Here is a 21,030-nt window from a genome sequence, read left to right as displayed (position 1 = left end):
TCTTCTATAACCTCACGATGCCCGCGAGTTTACGAAAGAAGTATGACGAAACCATGACATCCGCAGACGGCGCGCCCCCGCAAGGGCGCGCATAAGATCACAGGCGATCTTTCCATACGGTTTGCACGTTACAAAACTCGTGCAGACCGAAATGCGACAACTCACGACCAAATCCGCTTTTCTTCACACCACCAAACGCCACGCGGGCATCGCTGGCGCTGTAACCGTTAATAAAGACACCACCACACTCCAGGCGGGCGGCAAAATCCTCTGCCAGCGCCATATCGGCGGTAAAGACCGTCGCTGACAGACCGAAATCACTGTCATTGGCCAGTTCCAGCGCATGTTCCGCATCGCGCGCTATGGTGATGGCTGCCACCGGGCCGAACATCTCCTGACGGAAAGCGGTCATCTCTGGCGTCACATGGGTCAGCACGGTTGCCGGGTAGTAGTTCCCTGCCCCGGATGGTTTTTCACCGCCGAGGGCCAGGGTTGCCCCTTCGCTGACCGTCGCCAGTACCTGAGCGTGCAGTTCATCACGCAGGTCATAACGCGCCATCGGGCCAAGGTAGGTTGTCTCATTCAGCGGTTCGCCCTGGGGTAAGGCCGCCGCCGCCGCGATAAATTTCTCCGTGAAGGCATCGGCAATGCTGGCTTCAACAATAAAACGTTTAGCCGCCGCGCAAACCTGCCCGGTGTTCTGATAACGTCCGGCCACTGCTGCTTTCACGGCCAGATCGAGATCCGCATCACCAAGGACGATAAACGGGTCGGAACCACCCAGTTCGAGCACACATTTTTTCAGCGCGGCACCGGCCTGAGCGCCAATCGCCGCCCCGGCACGCACGCTACCGGTAACGGTTACCGCCGCAATGCGCGGATCGTTAATCGCCTGGCTCACGCCGTCGTTAGTGGCATTCACCCAGCCAAAGACGCCCTGCGGCACCCCGGCTTCGGCAAAGATTTTACCTGTCAGCGCCGCACAACCCAGCACATTCGGCGCATGCTTAAGCAGATAACTGTTGCCCGCCAGCAGAATCGGCACCGCACCGCGCAGCACCTGCCACAGCGGAAAGTTCCACGGCATCACCGCCAGAATCGGCCCCATCGGACGGTATTCAATGGTCGCCCGGTTGTGTTCAACCTGGGTGGCTTCTGAACCCAGCATCGCCGGGCCATGTTCGGCGTACCAGTCGCACAGGTTGGCGGATTTAGCGACTTCGCCGCGCGCCTGGGTTATCGGTTTGCCCATCTCTTGTGAAATCAACTGCGCCATCGCTTCGCCGTGACGGCGCAATACCTCACCGACCGCACGCAAAACCTGCGCACGCTCTTTGACACTTTTTTGCCGCCACTGGCGATAGCCTCTGGCGGCAAGTTCCAGGGCAGCGTCGACGTCTTCACGGCTGGCCCAGGGGGTAGCCGACAGGGTTTCTCCGGTCGCCGGATTCACAGAAATGGCATGGGTGGCAGATGAAATTGACATAATTCGCTCGCTTTCGCTGTTCAGGTATTGCGCTATCGTCGCTGAATTTGCTATTCCTGAAAACTGAATAATATTAACTTCACTATTCACGAATGGAGAACGTTATGGATTTAACGCAGCTTGAGATGTTTAACGCCGTGGCGCAGACCGGCAGCATTACCCAGGCCGCGCAAAAAGTGCATCGTGTGCCGTCGAACCTGACCACCCGCATTCGCCAACTGGAAGCCGACCTGGGTGTGGATCTCTTTATTCGTGAAAACCAGCGGCTGCGTCTTTCCCCCGCCGGGCACAGCTTTTTGCGCTACAGCCAGCAGATCCTCGCGCTGGTTGATGAAGCGCGGATGGTCGTGGCCGGTGACGAGCCGCAGGGCTTGTTTTCGCTCGGCTCGCTGGAGAGCACCGCAGCAGTGCGTATCCCGGCCACACTGGCGAAATATAATCAGCGCTATCCGCGCATTCAGTTCGATCTGGCAACCGGGCCTTCCGGCACAATGATTGATGGTATTCTCGACGGCACGCTGAGCGCCGCCTTTGTCGATGGGCCGGTGATGCATCCCGGTCTGGAAGGCATTCCGGTTTACCGTGAAGAGATGATGATTGTCGCCCCGCACGGCCACGAACCGATCACCCGGGCCGCCCAGGTGAATGGTTCCAGTATTTATGCGTTTCGCGCCAACTGTTCCTATCGTCGCCATTTTGAGAGCTGGTTTCACGCCGATCAGGCTGCCCCCGGTAAAATCCATGAAATGGAGTCCTATCACGGCATGCTGGCCTGCGTGATTGCCGGTGCCGGACTGGCGCTTATTCCGCGCAGCATGCTGGAAAGTATGCCCGGTCACCACCAGGTCGGTGCCTGGCCGCTGGCGGAAAACTGGCGCTGGCTGAACACCTGGCTGGTGTGGCGGCGCGGTGCGAAAACCCGCCACCTGGATGCCTTTATTGAAGTGCTGAAAGCCGATCCGCAGTCAGCCGTTTTTCCATAAAAATACTCAGCGGATCTTCTTCATAAGGGGCAAAAGCCTCCCGCTGCTGGTATCCGCAGCGTGTATAAAGACGGACTGCCGACTGCTGTTTAATGCCCGTCTCCAGGCGCAGCGTATGGCACTCACGCGCAACGGCCGCCGCCTCCAGGGCATTCAGCAGCTTATCCCCCAGTTGCTGACCGCGGTGGCGCTCATCTATATAGACCCGCTTCATCTCACCGGTACCATCGTCGTTAAGCACAATGGCACCGCAGCCGATCATCTCTCCGGACGTATGTACGATGGCTTGCATGATTACGCTCTCAGGTGGCAGGGTTGCCAGATCCAGCAGGTGATTACTCTCCGCCGGATAGAGCTGGGTTTGATAAGCATCCAGGGCGGCAATCAGAGTACGAATGCCCGGCTGGCTCGCCGAGGCGGGGATAAAGGTATACATGGGCTCTCCTGTTATGGTTCTGTTAAATTACGCGCAAACCCTGCTCACTTCGCCATACAATTAACTTATATATCCCTCTCCGGATTGCATAAATCGCGCCTGCGGCGGTAATTTACGCTCACGCGTAATCGTGATAACGGAAGAAAAATGAATACCAGAGCCCGCAAAGTGATGATCATCGGTACTGGCAATGTTGGCGCATCGGCGGCTTACGCCCTGCTGAATCAGAACATTGCCGAAGAGTTGATCCTTGTTGATTTGAACCGCGATCGCGTTGAAGGCCATGTGCAGGATCTGGCGGATGCCGCCGCGTATATGCCGGGCATGATGCATATCACCTGCCGCGATGCCGCCGACTGTGCCGATGTGGACATTGCGGTCATCACTGTCTCCGGCGGCCCGCTTAAACCGGGGCAGACCCGCCTGGACGAGCTACAAAACACCGCGCGTATTGTTAAAAATATCGTGCCGCAGATGATGGAAAACGGCTTTAACGGCATCTTTCTGATTGCCACCAACCCCTGCGACATCATCACCTGGCAGGTGTGGAAACTCTCTGGCCTGCCGCGCAGCCAGGTCATTGGTACCGGCGTGTGGCTGGATACCACCCGGTTGCGGCGCGCGCTGGCGCAGACGCTGGATATCGGCGCGCAGAGTATTGATGCTTTTATCCTTGGCGAGCATGGCGACACCCAGTTTCCGGTGTGGTCGCACTCGTCGGTCTACGGTTCGCCGATTGCCGATGTCTGGAAGCGCCGTACCGGGCAGACGATCGATTTTGACGGACTGGCGGAGAGCGTGCGCAAGCACGGTTTTGAAATTTACGCCCGTAAAGGCTGCACCGAGTACGGTATTGCCGGGACCATTGCGGAAATTTGCCGCAATATCTTTACCGGAAGCCACCGCGCGCTGGCGATCTCCTGCGTACTTGACGGTGAGTATGGCGTAAGCGACGTTGCTATCGGTGTCCCCGCGGTCCTGACCCAGAGCGGCGTACAGCAGATTATTGAGTTGCAGCTTGAAGAAGACGAAGTGGCGAAATTCAACCACTCCGTATCGGTAATAAAAGCCAATATCGCGCGCCTGCCCTGATAACGTGGCCCGGTTATTCCGCGATGGTTAACCGGGCAGGTAATACAGCAAGTTTCTGGCGGATATCGTCACCCAGGTGACTGTCGGTGACAATATCCGTCAGTGAATCAAGACGGGCGACGTTAAACAGCGACCACGCCCCGTATTTACTGCTGTCGGCCAACAACACCCGGCGCTGCGCATTATCAATCAATGCCCGTTTCAGCGCCGCCTTCTCTTCGGTTGGCGAGGTGATGCCTTTTTCCAGATCCCAGCCGTTGCAGCTTACGAATGCCAGATCCGGCCAAATCCCCTGCAACAGTTTACGACCATGATCGCCGATGCAGGACTGGCTGGTGTCATCAATACGCCCACCAATAATTGTCACTTCGATTTGCTTAAACTCGGAGAGGAACAGCGCAATGTGCAAATCGCTGGTGATCACCCGCAGCGGCAGATGCGTCAACTGACGGGCAAGTTCAATCATGGTGGTACCGGCATCAAGGACAATCGCGTCACCGGCTTTTACCAGCGACGCGGCCGCACAGGCGATGGCATGTTTTTCCGACAGGTTACGCTGCATTTTCTCATGCGTCGTCGGCTGCGAGGGGATAAACCGGTTAAGGGTAACGCCGCCGTGTGAACGGCTTATCACCCCTTCCTGATCGAGTTTGATCAAATCGCGGCGAATGGTGGCAGGAGACGCATTGGTGATGGTCACCAGTTGGTCTACCGTTACCAGATTATGGCCTTTCAGATAATCCATAATCTGTTCTAACCGGTTATATCCCTTCATATTATTCTCGTGTGATTTGCATAGCTAACTGGATGGAAACCGCCATGCTCTCCGGTTTCGCTTTTCCGGTCCAGGCGATATCAAAGGCGGTGCCATGATCCGCAGAGGTACGGATAAACGGCAAACCAGCAGTGATATTAACCCCATCGTAAAAGCCCAGCAATTTTAACGGAATATGTCCCTGATCGTGGTACATCGCCACCACCATGTCGTACATCCCTTCGTTGCACTGCATAAAGACCGTATCTGGCGGGCACGGGCCGTAAACATTGATGCCTTCGGCTTTCATGGCCTCAACCGCCGGACCTACGGTGGTGATCTCTTCATCGCCAAACAGGCCATTTTCTCCGGCATGCGGGTTCACCCCGGCCACCGCGATACGCGGATTTGCAAAGCCAACGCGCTTGAGGAACCTGTCCGCCACTCGAATCACCGTCTTGATACGATCCTGATTCAGGGTATCAAGGAATTTACGCAGCGCGATATGCGTAGTGACATGAATCACTTTGAGTTTATCGGTATAGAGCACCATCGCGTAATCATTAATGTTGGTCAGTTTCGCCAACAGCTCAGTATGCCCCGGATAGTGGTGGCCGCCTAAGTGCAGTGCTTCTTTATTCAGCGGTGCGGTGGCAATGGCTTTCACATCACCGGCCATCGCCAGCTCGGTCGCACGACGTACGCAGCGGTAGGCCAGATCGCCTGCCTGGGCTTGTACTTTACCGGGTTCCAGCGCCTGCGGATCCGCCAGCGGTTCATCCAGCACGTTAATCACGCCAGGGGCAAAATGGGCGTCGCTGACCAGGTTAATAATGCGCAGTTCCGCATGCGGCGTGATGTTCAGCGCCAGGATACGGTTAAATGTTTGGGCACAGCCCACAACCACAACCGGCGCGCCGGACAGTTCCCCTTCGACCAGCGATTTAATAATAATCTCCGGGCCAATCCCCGCAGGATCGCCCATCGTTACGGCAATAATGTTAGTCACTCGACTTCTCCTCAATAAAATGCAAAACCTTGCGCAACGTGGTTTCGTCGCCGAAACCGCCCGCTTTGGTCATCACTGGTCGTTGCCATTCGCAACCTGAAAAATATCCCCAGGGCACGCAACCTGCGGCGCGCCCACGAATCTGAAACCCTTTTGCCCCGAGCGCCCTGGCGACCGCTATCGCCACATCACCGCCCGAGAGATAGAGACCGTCAGGCGTACTGTGTTGCAGCACATCGCGGGTAAGTGCGCCTAAATAATCACAAATCCGCTCGCCGCACTCAGCGCGACTCACTCCCCAGCGCTCGCACAGCGCCGCCACCTGATGGCGCGCCTGTTCATCCGGGCAGGTATGGATCAGGCAATGGCGTCCACCGTTAAGCGCGGCGACAATCGCGGCGCGATAATCGGTGGCTGACGACTGAAAGACGTCATTGATATCAACAAAGATGTGTTCGCAGCGTGGATGTTGCGCGGCTACGCTCACCTGTTTTTGAGCGATTTCACTCATTGAGCCGACAACCGCCAGTACCACCGGCTGTTTTTGCGGCGCCAGACGACGTGACAGGGCATCACATAACCCGGCGGAACCCACCAGCAGCGGCCGTTCACTCGCCTGCATGGCATGGGTGATGATGTCATCCAGATCGGCGTCCGTTTGCGCATCCACCACCAGCAGCGCTGGCGCTTCCGCACTGCCACTCAAGAGCGCGGCAGGCAACTGCGAGGGCGTGATGTTCTGGCTATGCCCGCTAAACAGCGCCCCCACGTCCGCACGGGTAATCGGCGTTTTCGGATCGCTGGCAAACTCGGTGTCGGTAAGCAGCACGCCATTGACCAGGCATTTCCCCTCGCGGGTAATGCGCCCTGCCGCCGGAAATGCCGGGGCGAGAATCACTGCCTTCGCCCCCGTAACCCGTAGCATGGCCATCACTTCCGCCCCCGGATTACCGCGCAGCGTGGAATCTATCTTTTTCACCAACCACGCGGGTGAAGAGAGACGCAGTACGCTTTCGGTCAATGCTGCGACCTTCTCGTACGCCGCCGTCGCCGTCATCGCCCGGCTGTCGCTGTTATAAATGAGCGCCTGCGCATCGCTTTGATATGTCGCTTCCAGTGCCACTTCTACACGCATTCCTGTCTGCGCCAGGCTTACGCCCGCATCGTTTGCGCCTGTGAAGTCATCGGCCAGAATCACCACTTGCTGGACCGCGCTTTGTTTGTTCATCCCTACTCCGCGTCGTTACGTTCTGGCTATGATTATATTCAATCATAATTGATTATATGTGAGCAAGATCAACTTATTTAATTTGCGAATAAATTATAAATTTATGCCATACAGTGACCGTGATTGAAAAAAGATGATTGAGTTCAATCACCACAAAGACAGACAGGAGAACGTTGTGGTAACAATAAACAGCACCCTGATAAGCGGCGCAGGGGCCATTCCCGCTATCGCGCCTTTGCTTACGGGTAAAAAGAAACTCTTACTGGTCAGCGATGGCAACGTCATCAAACTTGCCGCAACGCAGCAAATTCTGACGCTACTCCAGGCAGAAGGCCGACTGGTACAGATTATTGACAACGTACCGCCGGAACCCAGCCAGCATGATGTCGCCCGTATTCTCGCCGATGCGCCAGACGCGGCATTTGATCTGGTCGTCGGTATCGGCGGCGGCAGCGTTCTCGACGTCAGCAAACTGTTATCGGTACTTTTTCACCCGCGCTCTCCGGGCCTTGACGCTCTGCTGGCCGGGGAAAAGCCGACCGCACGCGTACCGTCTTTACTGATTCCGGCCACCGCCGGGACTGGCTCCGAAGCCACACCGAATGCGATTCTGGCGATCCCGGAACAGAACACCAAAGTGGGGATCATCTCTCCGGTGCTGCTGCCGGATTATGTCGCCCTGCTGCCGGAACTGACCACCAGCATGCCTGCGCATATCGCCTCTTCTACCGGTATTGATGCGCTGTGCCACCTGATCGAGTGCTTTACCGCCACGATCGCCAACCCGGTAAGCGACAACGTCGCCCTGACCGGTCTGCGTAAGCTTCTGCACAACATCGAAACCGCCGTCAGTGAGCCACACAACCTGGCCGCGCGCCTCGAAATGTTATGGGCCTCTTATTACGGTGGGGCGGCGATCACGCATGCGGGTACCCACCTGGTGCATGCGCTCTCCTACCCGCTGGGTGGCACATATCACCTGCCGCACGGTGTCGCCAATGCCATTCTGCTGGCCCCCTGCATGAAAGTGGTGCGCCCGTATGCCGTCGAAAAATTTGCGCAGGTGTGGGATCTGGTTCCGGGCGCGGATACCACGCTCAGCGATGAGGATAAATCCCACGCGCTGGTGGATTACTTTGCCGCGCTGGTAAAACGCCTCAACCTGCCGGACAACCTGGAGGCGCTGGGGGTGCCGCGCGCGGATATTCCGTCGCTGGCCGATGCCGCCCTGAACGTTAAGCGCTTGATGAATAATGCCCCCTGCACTGTTGATCACGCCGCCGTGCAAGCGATTTACCAGACATTGTTTCACTGATTTTTCATGGAGAGATGTGCAATGAGTAAGAAAATTGAAGGCGTGCTGACGGCGATCGTCACGCCTTTTGATGAAGAAGGCGGATTGAACGTTCAGTCACTAAAAGAACAGGTCAACCGCCAACTGGCTGCCGGAAACGGTATTTTCTGCGGCGGCACAAACGGTGAGTTTTTTGTGCTGAATGAGCAGGAAAAAATCACCGTCACCGCAGCCTGTGTTGAGGAAGTGGCCGGTCGCGCCAATGTGGTGGCTCATATTGGCGAGATCGCTACCCGCGAAACGATTCGTCTGGGTAAACAGATTGAAAAGCTGGGCGTCGACGCGGTATCCGTGATCACCCCCTATTTTGTGCCCTTAAAACAAAACGAATTAATTAACCATTATACCGCTGTCGCTGATGCCCTTAGCGTCCCGGTATTTCTCTATAACATCCCTGCCCGCACCGGGAATACTCTTGAACCGCAAACCGTTCGCGTGTTGGCGGAACATCCAAACATTATTGGCATTAAAGACAGCGCAGGCAGCTATGAAAGCCTGAGCGGATTTCTGAACGCCGTAAAAGATATCGATAATTTCGATGTCCTTAACGGACCGGACTCCCTGATTCACCGGGGATTCGTGGAAGGGTGTTCAGCCTGTATATCTGGCCTTGCGAACGTCGCCCCGAATGAAATTAATGCGATCTGGTCGCATTTCAGGGCTGGCGACGTGGAAGGTTCTCGTCAGGCGCAAGAAAATGTCACCGGCCTGCGTACCGATCTCTATAGCGTAGGGTTCTCTCCGGCGGCGGTTAAAAAAGCAGTACAACTGATGGGCTATAACGTCGGCGAAAGTCGTTATGCCGTTTCATTCACCGAAGAACAACAACTGCAAATTCGCCAGATAGTGACGCAGTACGTGCGTTAAGGCGTTTTTCATTCGTCATTAGAATATTGGGCACCTCAGGTGCCCTGGCTTCACTCGCCCCAAAGAGAGGCAAAGATGAACACGTTTACTTCACAAGATACCCTGATCATTGTCGGTATAGTCATTGCCTATATCGTCTTTACCACCTGGCTTACCTTCCGTTTACGCAGTAAAAACTCCGGCGATTTTATGGAAGGCTCGCGCGCAATGCCGGCCTTTCTGGTAGGCATCTTATTGATGTCTGAGTACATCGGCGCAAAATCCACTATCGGTACCGCACAGGCCGCGTTTGAAGGTGGGATTGCCGCCTCCTGGTCCGTTCTGGGCGCGGCTATCGGTTTCCCGTTGTTTGGCCTGCTGCTGGTAAAACGTATTTATAACACCGGCAAAATCACCATCTCCGGCGCGATTGCGGAGAAATACGGCAACAGCACTAAGAACATCATTTCTATCATCATGATCTACGCGTTGTTGCTGGTAAACGTCGGTAACTACGTCAGCGGCGCGGCGGCTATCGCAACCGTGTTGAAAGTGAGTCTGCCGGTAGCAGCCTTTATTACCGCGATTGTCAGTACGTTCTACTTCGCTTATGGCGGGATGAAAGGGGTCGCCTGGGTTACCCTGCTGCACAGCGCACTGAAATATTTTGGTATCCTGGTGATCATGGGCTTCGCGCTGTACAAAACCGGTGGTTTCACACCTATGATCAGAGAGATGCCGCACTTCTACTGGACCTGGGACGGTAACTTTGGCCCAAGCACGATTTTCGCGTGGTTGATTGGCACCATTGGCTCTATTTTCTGTACTCAGTTCGTGATTCAGGCCATCTGTTCTACCAAAGACGTGAAATCCGCCAGACGTTCGACCTGGATTGCCTTCTGGTTCTGCCTGCCTATTTCCCTGGCGATTGCGGTGATCGGTGTGGCGGCAAAATACCTGCACCCGGAAATCAGCAGCCTGTACGCCATGCCTATCTTCCTGCAGGATATGAATCCGTGGATTGCCGGACTCGTGACAACGTCACTTGTTGCCTCCATTTTCGTGAGTGTGAGTACCGTGGCGCTGGCTATCGCCTCGCTGGTCGTCAAAGATTTCTACGTGCCTTACCGCAATCCAACGCCGGAACAGGAATTTAAAGCGACGCGCTGGCTCTCTCTGTTTATTGGCTTCCTGCCGCTGATTTTCGTGCTGCTGGTCCCGGAAGTGCTGAAACTGTCGTTCTTTACCCGTGCTATTCGGTTGTCCATCACCGTGGTCGCTGTGATTGCCTTCTATGCGCCCTTCTTTAAAAGCACCCGTGGTGCGAATGCTGGCCTGATTGGCGCCTGTGTCGTCACGTCTGTCTGGTATGTGCTGGGCGACCCGTTTGGTATTAACAATATGTATATCGCGCTGATTACCCCTGCGGTGATTATGGTTCTTGACCGTCTGATCCCGAGTAAAGAACACCCAAAAGCGCCAACACCCGTTCAAAATAGTGGAGTTTGATATGTCCGTTACCGTTAATCGTGATGGTGTGATTCGTCAACAGGAAGACGCACAGGTACTGAGTGCAATGCTGCCCTCACCCTGCCCGCAAAACCACGCGGCCAACATTCTGCCGCTACCTGATGGCACACTGATGTGTGTCTGGTTTGGTGGCACCCAGGAAGGGGTAGCGGATATTTCCGTGTGGGGCTCACGCCTCGCACCGGGCAGTGAGCGCTGGAGTGACGCGGTGAAGCTGTCTGACGATGCCACCCGCTCTGAGCAGAACCCGGTGCTCTTTCTGGCACCGGATAACGTACTGTGGCTGATGTGGACCGCGCAGATCTCCGGCAACCAGGACACGGCAATCGTCCGCTATCGCCAGTCGACCGACCTAGGTGTCAGTTGGGGTGAGATTGCCACGCTGCTTGATAAGCCTGGCACCTTTATTCGCCAGCCGATCACCGTGCTGGAAAATGGCAACTGGCTGCTGCCGGTCTTCTATTGCCGGACAAAACCGGGCGAAAAATGGGTGGGGAATGATGATGTCAGCGCGGTGAAAATCTCCGCCGACCAGGGGAAAACCTGGCGTGATGTGGACGTTCCGCAAAGTCTCGGCTGCGTGCATATGAACATCACCGCGCTACACAACGGCACGCTGGTCGCGCTCTTTCGCAGCCGCTGGGCGGATAACATCTATTACAGCCAGTCCACTGATGGCGGTGAAAGCTGGTCCGTACCGGAACCGACAACGCTGCCTAACAACAACTCGTCTATTCAGGTCACGACACTGGCGGACGGTAATCTGGCGCTGGTCTTTAACCACATGAGTGCCGCCGGTGCGCTGGAACGTCGCGCCTCCTTGTACGATGAAATTGATGATGGCGACGGACGTAAAGAGCCGGAAGTGACCGATGGGCGAAGCGCGTTCTGGGGTGCGCCGCGCGCGCCGATGACCGTGGCGATATCGCCTGACGGCGGGAAAAGCTGGCCGTGGCAGCGTTATCTTGATGAAGGCGACGGCTATTGCATGACCAATAACTCCCAGGAAAAACTGAACCGTGAGTTCTCCTACCCGAGCATCAAACAGGGTGCGGACGGCAGTTTGCATATTGCTTACACGTATTTCCGCCAGGCGATTAAATACGTGCGCGTATCACCGGAATGGGTTAAGGAGTCAGTGTGATTTTTGGCAATCTTAACGCCCTGCCGCAGGCAGGGTTACCTGCGGTGTTGCGCGATATTCTCGCGCTTCCCCAGTGTTCGCTCGATGCACTGCAGGCGCGCGATGACGGACGTTTTCAGTTACCGGGCGCAGAATGGTTCTGTACCCTTGGCCCGGCCAACACGCAACGGCGTGAAGACCGCCATACGGAATATCACCACCAGTGGGCGGATATTCAGGTACTGCTGACGGGGGAAGAAATTATCTGCGCCGGTACGCAAAATACGCCGCTGGCAACGGATGAGGAACGTAAACCGGATCTGTTTATCACCACAACCGCAGAACTGCCGGTCAGTATGCTACTGCAAGCGGGTGATTTTGCCGTGTTCTTACCAGGCGAACCGCATCAGGCACTGTGCGCGGCGGCGGAACCCATGACCGTTCGCAAAGCGGTGTTCAAAGTGCCGCGTTCACTGCTGGGGAGGTAAACATGCCACATGCGATTGTAACGGGGGCAAGTTCCGGGATTGGCGAGGCCATTGTCAGCCGCCTGCTTGAGCAGGGGTGGAATGTCACCGGGCTTAGCCGTTCAAAAATCACACGCGACAACACACATTTTAACAGTGTCTGTGTCGATCTCAGCGACAGCGCGGCGCTGCGTGATGTGCTCAATACCCTGCCTGTGCCCCATTCGGTCATTCATGCCGCCGGAATGATGACCGCCGCGCCGCTTGGCGAAATAACGCCTGAGGTCAGTCAGCGGTTGTGGCAATTGCATGTGCTGGCAGCGGAAACGCTGGTGAACCACTTCGCCCCACAGATGGCGTCCGGGGGCAGGATCGTGGTTATCGGTAGCCGGACATCGCGCGGCGCGGCGGGACGATCGCAGTATGTTGCTACCAAGGCGGCGCTGGTGGGAATGGTGCGCAGTTGGGCTGCAGAGCTTGCGCCGCGAGGTATCACGGCTAACGTGGTGGCGCCGGGGGCGACGCAAACGCCGATGCTCAGCGCGCCCGGACGCGAAAGCTCGCCACCTAATATGCCGCCCATCGGACGGTTGATTAAACCGGAAGAAGTGGCCGCGCTGGTGGGATTCGTCCTGTCACCGGACGCGGCGGCCATCACCGGTCAGGAACTGGTGATATGCGGCGGCGCATCGCTTAAGTAACCCAAAAGGGGTGACACTGTCACCCCTTTAACTTTCTCAACAGCTTATTTTTAACCACGCAAATAGACTTTGCCAATCAGATAAGTGGTGGCCTGGCCGCCAATCAATACCCTTTCGCCACGCGCTTCGCAGCGCAGTTCACCGCCACGGGCTGAGAGCTGGCGGGCCTGCAAAACAGTCTTACCGAGCTTATCCGCCCAGTACGGAATCAGCATGCTATGAGTCGAGCCGGTTACCGGATCTTCAGGTACTGATTCACCCGGACAGAAAAAGCGACTGACAAAATCGTGCTCGTCGCCCGGTGCGGTAATACAGACCATTTTGTTTAAGGGGATCATCGCGGCGATATCCGGGGTAACGGCTTCGACCTGCTGTTGATTGTCCAGCACCACCATGTAATCGCGTGCCACACGCACCTCTTTAGCCTGGGTGATACCGAGCGTTTCAAACAGCAGCGCAGGCGGCGTTTCCACCTTTTCTGTTTGCCAGGCCGGGAAGTCCAGCGTCAGCCAGTCACCTTTGCGACTTACGGTAAGCGGGCCAACAAAGCGGGTAGTAAAGTTAATATGCGTCTCGGGGTAGTCCAGATATTCGAAAATCACATGGGCTGCGGCAAGCGTGGCGTGACCACAAAGGTTGATTTCATACTGCGTGGTAAACCAGCGCTGCTCGAAACCGTCGTCGTTACGAACAAAGAAGGCGGTTTCCGACTGGTTATGTTGTTGCGCCATTTTCAACAGCACGTCATCAGGTAACCACTCCGTTAGTGGACAAACGGCGGCGGCGTTGCCGCCAAACGTACGGTCACTGAACGCGTCCACCATGTAGAAGTCGATTGTATGCATAGCCTTTCCTCTTGTTTTCCTTTTTGTTTTAGTTCGTTTTTCCCTTGTATTGCTTTTTGTTTCAACTGGCATCGTTGTGCCCCGCCGAAAAATGAGACATTGATCACAAAAAGTTTGTATTTTGAGCAGAATTAGATCTAAGATCTGCACATCTTCTTCTCCTGCTACCGCTCCCAAAATATATGACAACACAAATGGTTTCACGAAAAGTCGCGTGGCTCCGGGTGGTGACGCTTGCCGTTGCTGCGTTCATTTTTAATACCACTGAGTTCGTGCCCGTGGGGCTGCTGTCGGACATCGCGCAAAGCTTTGACATGGAAACACCGCAGGTCGGTATTATGCTGACGATCTACGCCTGGGTTGTGGCGCTGATGTCGCTGCCGTTTATGCTGCTGACAAGCCAGGTGGAGCGCCGTAAGCTGCTGATTGGCCTGTTCGTCCTGTTTATTGGGAGCCATGTTCTCTCCTTCCTGGCGTGGAATTTCCATGTGCTGGTAATAAGCCGCATCGGTATCGCTTTCGCCCATGCCATTTTCTGGTCTATTACCGCCTCCCTGGCCATTCGCCTCGCCCCGGCAGGCAAACGCGCACAGGCGCTAAGTCTTATTGCTACCGGTACGGCGCTGGCTATGGTACTGGGTATTCCGATTGGTCGCGTCGTCGGGCAATATTTTGGCTGGCGTACCACCTTCTTCGCCATCGGTTTTGGTGCGCTGGTCACCCTGCTGTGTCTGATCAAACTGTTGCCGAAACTGCCCAGCGAGCACTCCGGTTCGCTGCGTAGCCTGCCGGAACTGTTCCGTCGCCCGGCGCTATTGTCGATTTATTTGCTGACGGTCGTGGTGGTTACCGCCCACTACACCGCCTACAGCTATATTGAGCCGTTCGTGCAAAATGTGGCGGGCTTTAGCGGTAATTTCGCCACCTTACTGCTGCTGATTCTCGGCGGTGCGGGGATCTTTGGCAGCGTGCTGTTTGGCAAGCTGGGCAATAAACATGCCTCCGGTCTTATTAGCGGCGCAATTGGCCTGCTGCTCATTTCGCTGTTGCTGCTGCGCCCTGCGGCAGGCAGTGAGATGAACCTTGCCGTGTTGAGCGTCTTCTGGGGTATCGCGATTATGATTATCGGCCTCGGTATGCAGGTGAAAGTCCTGGCGCTGGCACCGGACGCGACTGATGTCGCCATGTCACTGTTTTCGGGCATTTTCAATATCGGGATTGGCGCGGGCGCGCTGGTCGGTAACCAAATCAGCCTGCAATGGTCAATGTCAGCCATTGGCTATGCGGGTGCCATTCCGGCGCTGGCCGCGCTGGTCTGGTCGGTCGTGATTTTCCGTCGCTGGCCGGTATCGCTTGAAGAAAGGCAGCAACCGCACCATATGTAATGCCTCACCGTCAGCGGGTCGCAGTTGCGCTACCGCTGACGGTATTTATCTCCCCGCATCAGGCACTGGCGGCCATCAGCGTAACGGCTGTCACATCAGGCAGCGGCGTGGTAGGTCGTAATGATTTCCAGCACGCCATTAATGATAAACTGCACCCCCATACAGACCAGCAAAAAGCCCATCAGACGAGAAATAGCCTCAATTCCACCCTTTCCTACCAGCCGCATTATCGCCCCGGAGCTGCGCAGACACCCCCAGAGGATCACCGCCACGGTGGCGAAAATCAGTGGTGGCGCAATCCACAGCACCCATTCAGGAAAAGCGTTGCTTTCGCGCACGGTCGACGCGGAACTGATGATCATCGCAATCGTCCCCGGCCCGGCAGTACTCGGCATCGCTAACGGCACGAAAGCGATATTGGCCGTCGGTTCGTCTTCCAGCTCTTCCGATTTGGTTTTGATCTCCGGCGCTTCATGCATTTTTTGCGGCGGGAAAAGCATACGAAATCCGATAAAGGCCACGATAAGCCCACCGGCGATACGCAACCCCGGAATCGAAATCCCGAAGGTGTTCATCACCACTTGCCCGGCATAATACGCCACCATCATGATGGCAAAGACATAGACAGAGGCCATCAGCGACTGGTGATTGCGCTGGGCGCTGTTCATATTGCCGGCGAGCCCTAAAAAGAGCGCAACGGTGGTGAGCGGGTTTGCCAACGGCAGTATCACCACCAGTCCAAGGCCAATTACTTTCAATAAATCCATCATCTAATAAGGCTCTCCAGGGCCAACAAACGTACCGGAGAGTATATCTTCATCGCGACCTGCCCGGCAGTGGCTTTGCTTATCTCTTTATTAATTAAGAAAAAACAAAGACATAGCTAACGCAAAAAGCAGACATAACGCGGCTTTAGCAAATCGTGGCATACGCTAATTCATTCAGTTGACTTATACTTGCCTGAGCAATAATATCTGCCGTGACTAATATACTTGCCGGGGCAACCACTGTGAAAAGCACAAGTGATCTGTTTAACGAAATCATTCCACTTGGTCGCTTGATCCATATGGTTAACCAAAAAAAAGATCGCTTACTTAACGACTATCTCGCGCCGCTGGATGTCACCGCCACGCAGTTTAAGGTGCTCTGTTCTATCCGCTGCCAGGGATGTATCACCCCGGTCGAATTAAAAAAGATCCTCTCTGTCGACCTTGGTGCGCTTACGCGCATGCTTGACCGACTGGTCTGCAAAGGCTGGATCGAAAGAAATCCTAATCCGCATGACAAACGCGGCGTGCTGGTGCAATTAACCACCGACGGCGCCGCGTTATGTGAGCAATGTCATCAATTAGTAGGGCAAAACCTGCATCAGGAATTAACAAAAAACTTAACGGCAGAAGAAGTGGCAACTCTGGAGCACTTGCTCAAGAAGATCTTGCCGTAACGAAAAAGAGGTATGACGATGTCCAGACGCAATACTGACGCCATCACTATTCATAGCATTTTGGACTGGATTGAAGATAACCTGGAATCGCCGCTCTCACTGGAAAAAGTGTCAGAGCGTTCGGGTTACTCCAAATGGCACCTGCAACGGATGTTTAAAAAAGAGACGGGGCACTCCCTGGGACAGTACATTCGCAGCCGTAAGCTGACTGAAATCGCACAGAAGCTGAAAGGCAGTAATGAACCGATCCTGTATCTCGCGGAGCGCTATGGGTTTGAATCGCAACAAACCCTGACGCGCACGTTCAAAAACTACTTTGACGTGCCGCCACACAAGTATCGTGTGACAGAAATACCCGGAGAGTCTCGCTATCTATTTCCGTTAAACCACTGTAATTGCTAATCGCCTGTTTTAAAGACGTATCGAGGAAATCATGAAACGTATTGCCTGTGCCGCCCTCACCGTGATGGTGTTACTGACCGGCCAGAGTTATGCGGAACAATTCGCACACACTGCGAAACAGAACCCACGTGACACAATGGTAATGCCCACCTCCCATGAACAGTCGCCTTTCGACTTTAACCACATGGGAGCCGGGAGTGATAAATCCGACGAATTGGGCGTGCCTTATTACAACGAGCGCACCTAATCGTTTTGCCCCGCCTTCGGCGGGGCTTTTTTTATCTCTTACGCCTGAACTGCCCGACGTAAGCGAAAACCAAACACATTGATGTACAGCCCCGCCATAATCAGCACCGCCCCGCCAAGTTGCAACAGGGACAACGACTCACCCAGCAGTAGCGCGGCACTGGCCATCCCGACCACCGGCACCAGCAGCGACAGCGGCGCCACGCGCCAGGTTTCATAACGCCCAAGCAGCGAACCCCAGATACCATAGCCGACAATCGTCGCCACAAACGCCAGATAAACCAGCGACAGAATAGTCGTCAGGTCAATACTGACCAGGCTTTGTCGCATCGACGCCGGGCCTTCAAAGACCAGCGATGCCACCATAAAGGGAATAATCGGAATCAAGGCGCTCCAGACCACCAGCGACATGACCGGCGGGCGTGAGCTGTGGCTCATGATTTTTTTATTGAAGATATTGCCGCAGGCCCAACTGAACGCCGCCGCGAGGGTAAGGGCAAAACCGATCATCGGGATGTGTTGCCCGCTCAGGCTGGCCTCAATCAGCACCAGCACGCCGAAGACCGCCAGCGCAATGCCCGCCAGTTGTTTCCCCTGCAGACGTTCGCCGAACACGCCTGCGCCAAGGATGATAGTGAAAAACGCCTGCGCCTGCAGAACCAGTGACGCAAGGCCCGCAGGCATGCCGAACTTGATGGCGCAAAACAAGAACGCAAACTGCCCGAAACTGATGGTCAGACCGTAGCCCAACAGTAAGCGTAGTGGCACTTTAGGGCGCGCAATAAACAGCAGTGCCGGAAAGGCCACCAGAACGAAGCGTAAACCCGCCAGCATAAGTGGAGGCATGTTGTGCAGCCCGACTTTGATCACCACAAAATTCAGGCCCCATACCACCACAACCAACAGCGCCAGCAGTCCATCTTTACGCGTCATTCTTCGCCTCTGATTTTTAAACTTTTGTAAAAATTTACGTTAACGCAAAAAACAGTCCAGAGACAGATCATTATTTTTGGCAGGTCAGTTTTGGCATCCACGGATAAATCAACCGATGTACATCACGCTTTATGCATGTTATTGCTGTTAGACATCACAAAAAACTATAACAACAGGCATTGTCGGGCAGGAAAATGATCTCAACACAAAAGCGCTCTACCGCCGCGCTACTGGCGTCGTCGTTGCTGTTAACCATTGGCCGCGGCGCAACGCTGCCATTCATGACTATCTATCTCAATCGCCAGTACGCCATGTCCGTTGACCAGGTGGGTTACGCGATGACGACGGCGTTGACCATTGGCGTGGTCTTTAGTCTTGGTTTCGGTATCCTGGCGGATAAATTCGATAAAAAGCGCTATATGTTGCTGGCCATCGCCGTCTTCCTGCTGGGTTTTAGCGCGATTCCACTGGTCAGCCATGCCGGTCTGGTGGTGTTATTTTTCTCGCTCATTAACTGCGCCTATTCGGTATTTTCGACCGTTCTGAAAGCCTATTTTTCCGATACGCTGGGCGCGGCGGCGAAAGCGCGGATTTTTTCGCTCAACTATACGTTTATTAATATCGGCTGGACCGTCGGGCCGCCGATCGGCACGATGCTGGTCATGTACAGCATCAATCTGCCCTTCTGGCTCGCGGCCTTCTGCTCCGCGATACCCTTGGTGTTTATTCAGCTATTTGTTCGCCGCGTGCGCGTGGCGCAGAGCAGCGAAAACAGCGTGGCCTGGTCGCCATCGGTGTTATTGCGTGACCGCGCGCTACGCTGGTTTACCTTATCCGGACTGCTGGCCTCCTTTGTCGCCGGGTCGTTTGCGTCTTGTATTGCGCAGTATGTCATGTCAATCGCCGACGGCGACTTTGCCGAGAAGGTCGTTGCCGTAGTACTGCCGGTGAATGCCGCAGTAGTAGTAACGTTGCAATATGGGCTGGGCAGTAAGCTGACGGCAAACAACCTGCGCCCGTTAATGGCCTTCGGCACCGTCTGCTTTGTGCTGGGGCTGGGCGGGTTTATGTTCTCAGGGGATAATCTCTGGTTCTGGGGCGTGTCGGCCGCCGTCTTTACCCTTGGCGAAGTGATTTATGCCCCCGGCGAGTACATGCTGATCGATAACATTGCCCCGCCGGGGATGAAAGCGAGCTACTTCTCAGCCCAGGCGCTGGGCTGGCTGGGCGCGGCAATGAACCCGCTGTTAACCGGGATTATCCTGACCACCCTGCCGGCATGGACGCTCTTTGTCATTATGATGGTCACCATCGTGCTGGCATGGCTGATGATGCTGCGGGGGATGCAGGCAAAACCACTGGGTGCGTTGCAGACAAGCTAACGCCCGTCTGTGCTTTAGCGGTTCGGGCGGATCTGCGGCGAGTTGTCGAGCAAACGAATGGCGGGAACAAAGCAGGCCGCCACCGTCGCCAGCACCACCGCCAGCGCGCAGGCCAACAGGACAGGCGTGCTGCCATAGTGCTGCGCCAGCGGACCGGCGGCAATTTCACCAACCGGGATCGCAACAAACGAGCCCAGCGCATCATAGGCATACACCCGCGCCAGTTTTTCAGGCGGGATATGGGTTTGCAGTGACTGCGCCCAGACCACGCCAAACAGACCAAAGCTCACGCCGGCCAGGAAGAAACCAGCCATCAATGCGGTCGTCGTGGGATAGATTCCCAAAGCCAGCAACGGCAACGCGCAAAAGTTAACCAGTATCACACCAATAAACAGATCGCGTCGGGGACGCCAGCGCAGCGCAATCAGCGAACCGGCAATCAGGCCAATGCTCTGCGCCGCCACGCCGAGCCCCCAGCCGGTACGGCCAAAGGTTTCATCCGCCACGATGGGGCCGAGTACCATCGCCATCCCACTAAAGGCTGCATTGACAATAGTAAACTGCACCACAATCGCCCAGACCCAGGTACGGGCGATAAACTCTTTCCAGCCATCGCGCAAATCCTGCAGGATATTTGATTGCGTTTCATGTGATGCGATTGCCCCAACACGAATCAGTAAGTAGAGCGGAGCCGAGGCCGCAAAGCCAAGCGCATCAATCGCCAGCCCCCATCCAGGACCGATAGTGCTGGTGAGCATACCGCCAAGCGACGCACCAATCACCGTACCGCCATACACGCCAAGCTGGATAAGAGCATTCGCTTCCCGCAGGGTACGCAGGGGCACCGTCTGCGGCACCATCGCCGAAGAGGCAGGCAACGCGATGCCTGCCGCCGCGCCGTTAAGCGCGCCGAGCACAGCCAGCAGCATAATGGTTGCGCTGCCGTCGAGCACCAGCCAGGCCACCATCCCCTGGGCCACTGCCGCTACCAGCGAAGAGGAGACCAGCACCAGGCTTCGTGAATAGCGGTCCGCCAGCACACCGCCGAGCAGCAAGAAGATAACGTTGAAGAGTGAACGTGCCGCCACAACCAGCCCTAAGTCCGTCGCGGAGCCGCCGATATCCAGCACCGCAAACGCCAGCGCAATCGGGGCAATGCCGTTTCCCAGCACGGTCAGCAGGCGGCCAAAGAACAGGTAGCGAAAAGAAGGAGAGTGAAAGGCCCGTTGGCCCCGCGACGCCATCACCTCAGTGTCCACAAATCTGCTCCGATTTATCCCTTTTTGTCGCCATTAATGGCTCCCTTGTGTCTGGTTCTGGCCTGGCCGAATAAATAAAGAAAGGACATGCAGGGTGACCTGCATGTCCAAAGTATTCTGTTTGT

The 21,030-nt window shown here is 55.6% G+C and carries 22 protein-coding genes; 13 read left to right on the top strand and 9 right to left on the bottom strand.

What is annotated here, in order from left to right; translation table 11 throughout:
* Nucleotides 1–97 precede the first annotated feature (97 nt).
* Complete coding sequence (sad, locus tag ACS0RQ_RS13120; RefSeq protein ID WP_271850534.1) at nucleotides 98–1,486, bottom strand: succinate-semialdehyde dehydrogenase; 1,389 nt, start codon at nucleotides 1,484–1,486, stop codon at nucleotides 98–100.
* A gap of 104 nt (nucleotides 1,487–1,590) precedes the next feature.
* Here sad and ptrR point away from each other — a divergent pair, with 104 nt between their 5' ends.
* Nucleotides 1,591–2,469 carry a putrescine utilization regulator PtrR gene (gene ptrR / locus ACS0RQ_RS13115; RefSeq protein WP_334633293.1) on the top strand — a complete coding sequence of 293 codons (879 nt, stop codon included), beginning with the start codon at nucleotides 1,591–1,593 and terminating at the stop codon, nucleotides 2,467–2,469.
* Here ptrR and ACS0RQ_RS13110 read toward each other — a convergent pair.
* Nucleotides 2,423–2,905 carry a GNAT family N-acetyltransferase gene (locus ACS0RQ_RS13110; protein WP_271850535.1) on the bottom strand — a complete coding sequence of 161 codons (483 nt, stop codon included), beginning with the start codon at nucleotides 2,903–2,905 and terminating at the stop codon, nucleotides 2,423–2,425. The genes ptrR and ACS0RQ_RS13110 overlap by 47 nt on opposite strands.
* Nucleotides 2,906–3,052: 147 nt before the next feature.
* On the opposite strand from ACS0RQ_RS13110, the gene ACS0RQ_RS13105 reads away from it, so the two are divergent.
* Nucleotides 3,053–3,997: an L-lactate dehydrogenase gene (locus tag ACS0RQ_RS13105; RefSeq protein ID WP_271850536.1), complete on the top strand. Its 945-nt coding sequence runs from the start codon at nucleotides 3,053–3,055 to the stop codon at nucleotides 3,995–3,997.
* Nucleotides 3,998–4,010: 13 nt separating this feature from the next.
* Here the strand turns inward: ACS0RQ_RS13105 and ACS0RQ_RS13100 are convergent, their stop codons facing one another.
* Genes ACS0RQ_RS13100 through dtnK form a run of 3 tightly spaced genes read right to left on the bottom strand, consistent with a single transcriptional unit; the run spans nucleotide 4,011 to nucleotide 6,988 of the window.
* Nucleotides 4,011–4,772 (bottom strand): DeoR/GlpR family DNA-binding transcription regulator, encoded by a 762-nt coding sequence (locus ACS0RQ_RS13100; RefSeq protein ID WP_039078932.1) that lies wholly within the window; start codon nucleotides 4,770–4,772, stop codon nucleotides 4,011–4,013.
* 1 nt (nucleotide 4,773) lies between these two features.
* The gene (locus tag ACS0RQ_RS13095; RefSeq protein WP_271850537.1) at nucleotides 4,774–5,760 is read right to left on the bottom strand and encodes a D-threonate 4-phosphate dehydrogenase; all 987 of its coding nucleotides are present in this window, start codon (nucleotides 5,758–5,760) and stop codon (nucleotides 4,774–4,776) included.
* On the bottom strand, nucleotides 5,753–6,988 hold the full coding sequence (dtnK, locus tag ACS0RQ_RS13090; protein ID WP_271850538.1) for a D-threonate kinase: 1,236 nt from the start codon (nucleotides 6,986–6,988) through the stop codon (nucleotides 5,753–5,755). The genes ACS0RQ_RS13095 and dtnK overlap by 8 nt, the downstream gene beginning before the upstream one ends.
* 175 nt (nucleotides 6,989–7,163) lie before the next feature.
* On the opposite strand from dtnK, the gene ACS0RQ_RS13085 reads away from it, so the two are divergent.
* From ACS0RQ_RS13085 to ACS0RQ_RS13060, 6 genes are all read left to right on the top strand, one after another.
* On the top strand, nucleotides 7,164–8,303 hold the full coding sequence (locus ACS0RQ_RS13085; RefSeq protein WP_271850539.1) for an iron-containing alcohol dehydrogenase: 1,140 nt from the start codon (nucleotides 7,164–7,166) through the stop codon (nucleotides 8,301–8,303).
* 21 nt (nucleotides 8,304–8,324) lie between these two features.
* A complete protein-coding gene (locus ACS0RQ_RS13080; RefSeq protein WP_039078929.1) occupies nucleotides 8,325–9,209 on the top strand; it encodes a dihydrodipicolinate synthase family protein in 885 nt (294 codons plus the stop codon).
* A 75-nt stretch (nucleotides 9,210–9,284) separates the two neighbouring features.
* A complete protein-coding gene (locus tag ACS0RQ_RS13075) occupies nucleotides 9,285–10,697 on the top strand; it encodes a sodium:solute symporter family protein (protein ID WP_271850540.1) in 1,413 nt (470 codons plus the stop codon).
* Nucleotide 10,698: 1 nt separating this feature from the next.
* On the top strand, nucleotides 10,699–11,862 hold the full coding sequence (locus ACS0RQ_RS13070) for a sialidase family protein (protein ID WP_271850541.1): 1,164 nt from the start codon (nucleotides 10,699–10,701) through the stop codon (nucleotides 11,860–11,862).
* A complete protein-coding gene (locus ACS0RQ_RS13065) occupies nucleotides 11,859–12,329 on the top strand; it encodes a NanQ anomerase/TabA/YiaL family protein (protein ID WP_271850542.1) in 471 nt (156 codons plus the stop codon). The genes ACS0RQ_RS13070 and ACS0RQ_RS13065 overlap by 4 nt, the downstream gene beginning before the upstream one ends.
* Nucleotides 12,330–12,331: 2 nt before the next feature.
* Nucleotides 12,332–13,009, top strand: a complete 678-nt coding sequence (locus tag ACS0RQ_RS13060; protein WP_271850543.1) for an SDR family NAD(P)-dependent oxidoreductase — start codon at nucleotides 12,332–12,334, stop codon at nucleotides 13,007–13,009.
* Nucleotides 13,010–13,059: 50 nt separating this feature from the next.
* On the opposite strand, the gene ACS0RQ_RS13055 is transcribed toward ACS0RQ_RS13060, so the two are convergent.
* The gene (locus ACS0RQ_RS13055) at nucleotides 13,060–13,854 is read right to left on the bottom strand and encodes a PhzF family phenazine biosynthesis protein (RefSeq protein ID WP_334633299.1); all 795 of its coding nucleotides are present in this window, start codon (nucleotides 13,852–13,854) and stop codon (nucleotides 13,060–13,062) included.
* A 182-nt stretch (nucleotides 13,855–14,036) separates the two neighbouring features.
* Between ACS0RQ_RS13055 and ACS0RQ_RS13050 the strand changes: the two genes are divergently transcribed.
* Entirely contained in the window at nucleotides 14,037–15,239 is a 1,203-nt protein-coding gene (locus ACS0RQ_RS13050) for a sugar transporter (RefSeq protein WP_271850545.1), read from the top strand.
* A 95-nt stretch (nucleotides 15,240–15,334) separates the two neighbouring features.
* Here the strand turns inward: ACS0RQ_RS13050 and ACS0RQ_RS13045 are convergent, their stop codons facing one another.
* Complete coding sequence (locus tag ACS0RQ_RS13045) at nucleotides 15,335–16,009, bottom strand: MarC family NAAT transporter (protein WP_271850546.1); 675 nt, start codon at nucleotides 16,007–16,009, stop codon at nucleotides 15,335–15,337.
* 239 nt (nucleotides 16,010–16,248) lie between these two features.
* On the opposite strand from ACS0RQ_RS13045, the gene marR reads away from it, so the two are divergent.
* From marR to marB, 3 genes are read left to right on the top strand one after another with little or no spacing between them, the layout of a single operon-like run.
* Nucleotides 16,249–16,683, top strand: a complete 435-nt coding sequence (gene marR / locus ACS0RQ_RS13040) for a multiple antibiotic resistance transcriptional regulator MarR (protein WP_039078921.1) — start codon at nucleotides 16,249–16,251, stop codon at nucleotides 16,681–16,683.
* Between the two features lie 18 nt (nucleotides 16,684–16,701).
* Nucleotides 16,702–17,085, top strand: a complete 384-nt coding sequence (marA, locus tag ACS0RQ_RS13035) for an MDR efflux pump AcrAB transcriptional activator MarA (protein WP_139153698.1) — start codon at nucleotides 16,702–16,704, stop codon at nucleotides 17,083–17,085.
* Between the two features lie 31 nt (nucleotides 17,086–17,116).
* Nucleotides 17,117–17,332, top strand: coding sequence for a multiple antibiotic resistance protein MarB (marB, locus tag ACS0RQ_RS13030; RefSeq protein WP_271850547.1), 216 nt, complete (start codon nucleotides 17,117–17,119; stop codon nucleotides 17,330–17,332).
* Nucleotides 17,333–17,370: 38 nt separating this feature from the next.
* Here the strand turns inward: marB and eamA are convergent, their stop codons facing one another.
* Nucleotides 17,371–18,264, bottom strand: a complete 894-nt coding sequence (gene eamA, locus ACS0RQ_RS13025) for an O-acetylserine/cysteine exporter (RefSeq protein ID WP_079498234.1) — start codon at nucleotides 18,262–18,264, stop codon at nucleotides 17,371–17,373.
* A 194-nt stretch (nucleotides 18,265–18,458) separates the two neighbouring features.
* On the opposite strand from eamA, the gene ydeE reads away from it, so the two are divergent.
* Entirely contained in the window at nucleotides 18,459–19,646 is a 1,188-nt protein-coding gene (gene ydeE, locus ACS0RQ_RS13020) for an efflux MFS transporter YdeE (protein WP_110295260.1), read from the top strand.
* Nucleotides 19,647–19,660: 14 nt separating this feature from the next.
* Here the strand turns inward: ydeE and ACS0RQ_RS13015 are convergent, their stop codons facing one another.
* Nucleotides 19,661–20,890, bottom strand: coding sequence for an MFS transporter (locus ACS0RQ_RS13015; protein WP_271850584.1), 1,230 nt, complete (start codon nucleotides 20,888–20,890; stop codon nucleotides 19,661–19,663).
* Between the last annotated feature and the right edge of the window lie 140 nt (nucleotides 20,891–21,030).

The organism is Phytobacter diazotrophicus (genome assembly GCF_052061655.1).
Taxonomy (GTDB): Bacteria; Pseudomonadota; Gammaproteobacteria; order Enterobacterales; family Enterobacteriaceae; genus Phytobacter; species Phytobacter diazotrophicus.
Note: the sequence above shows the minus strand (reverse complement) of the source record. Positions and strands in the feature narration are given on the sequence as shown.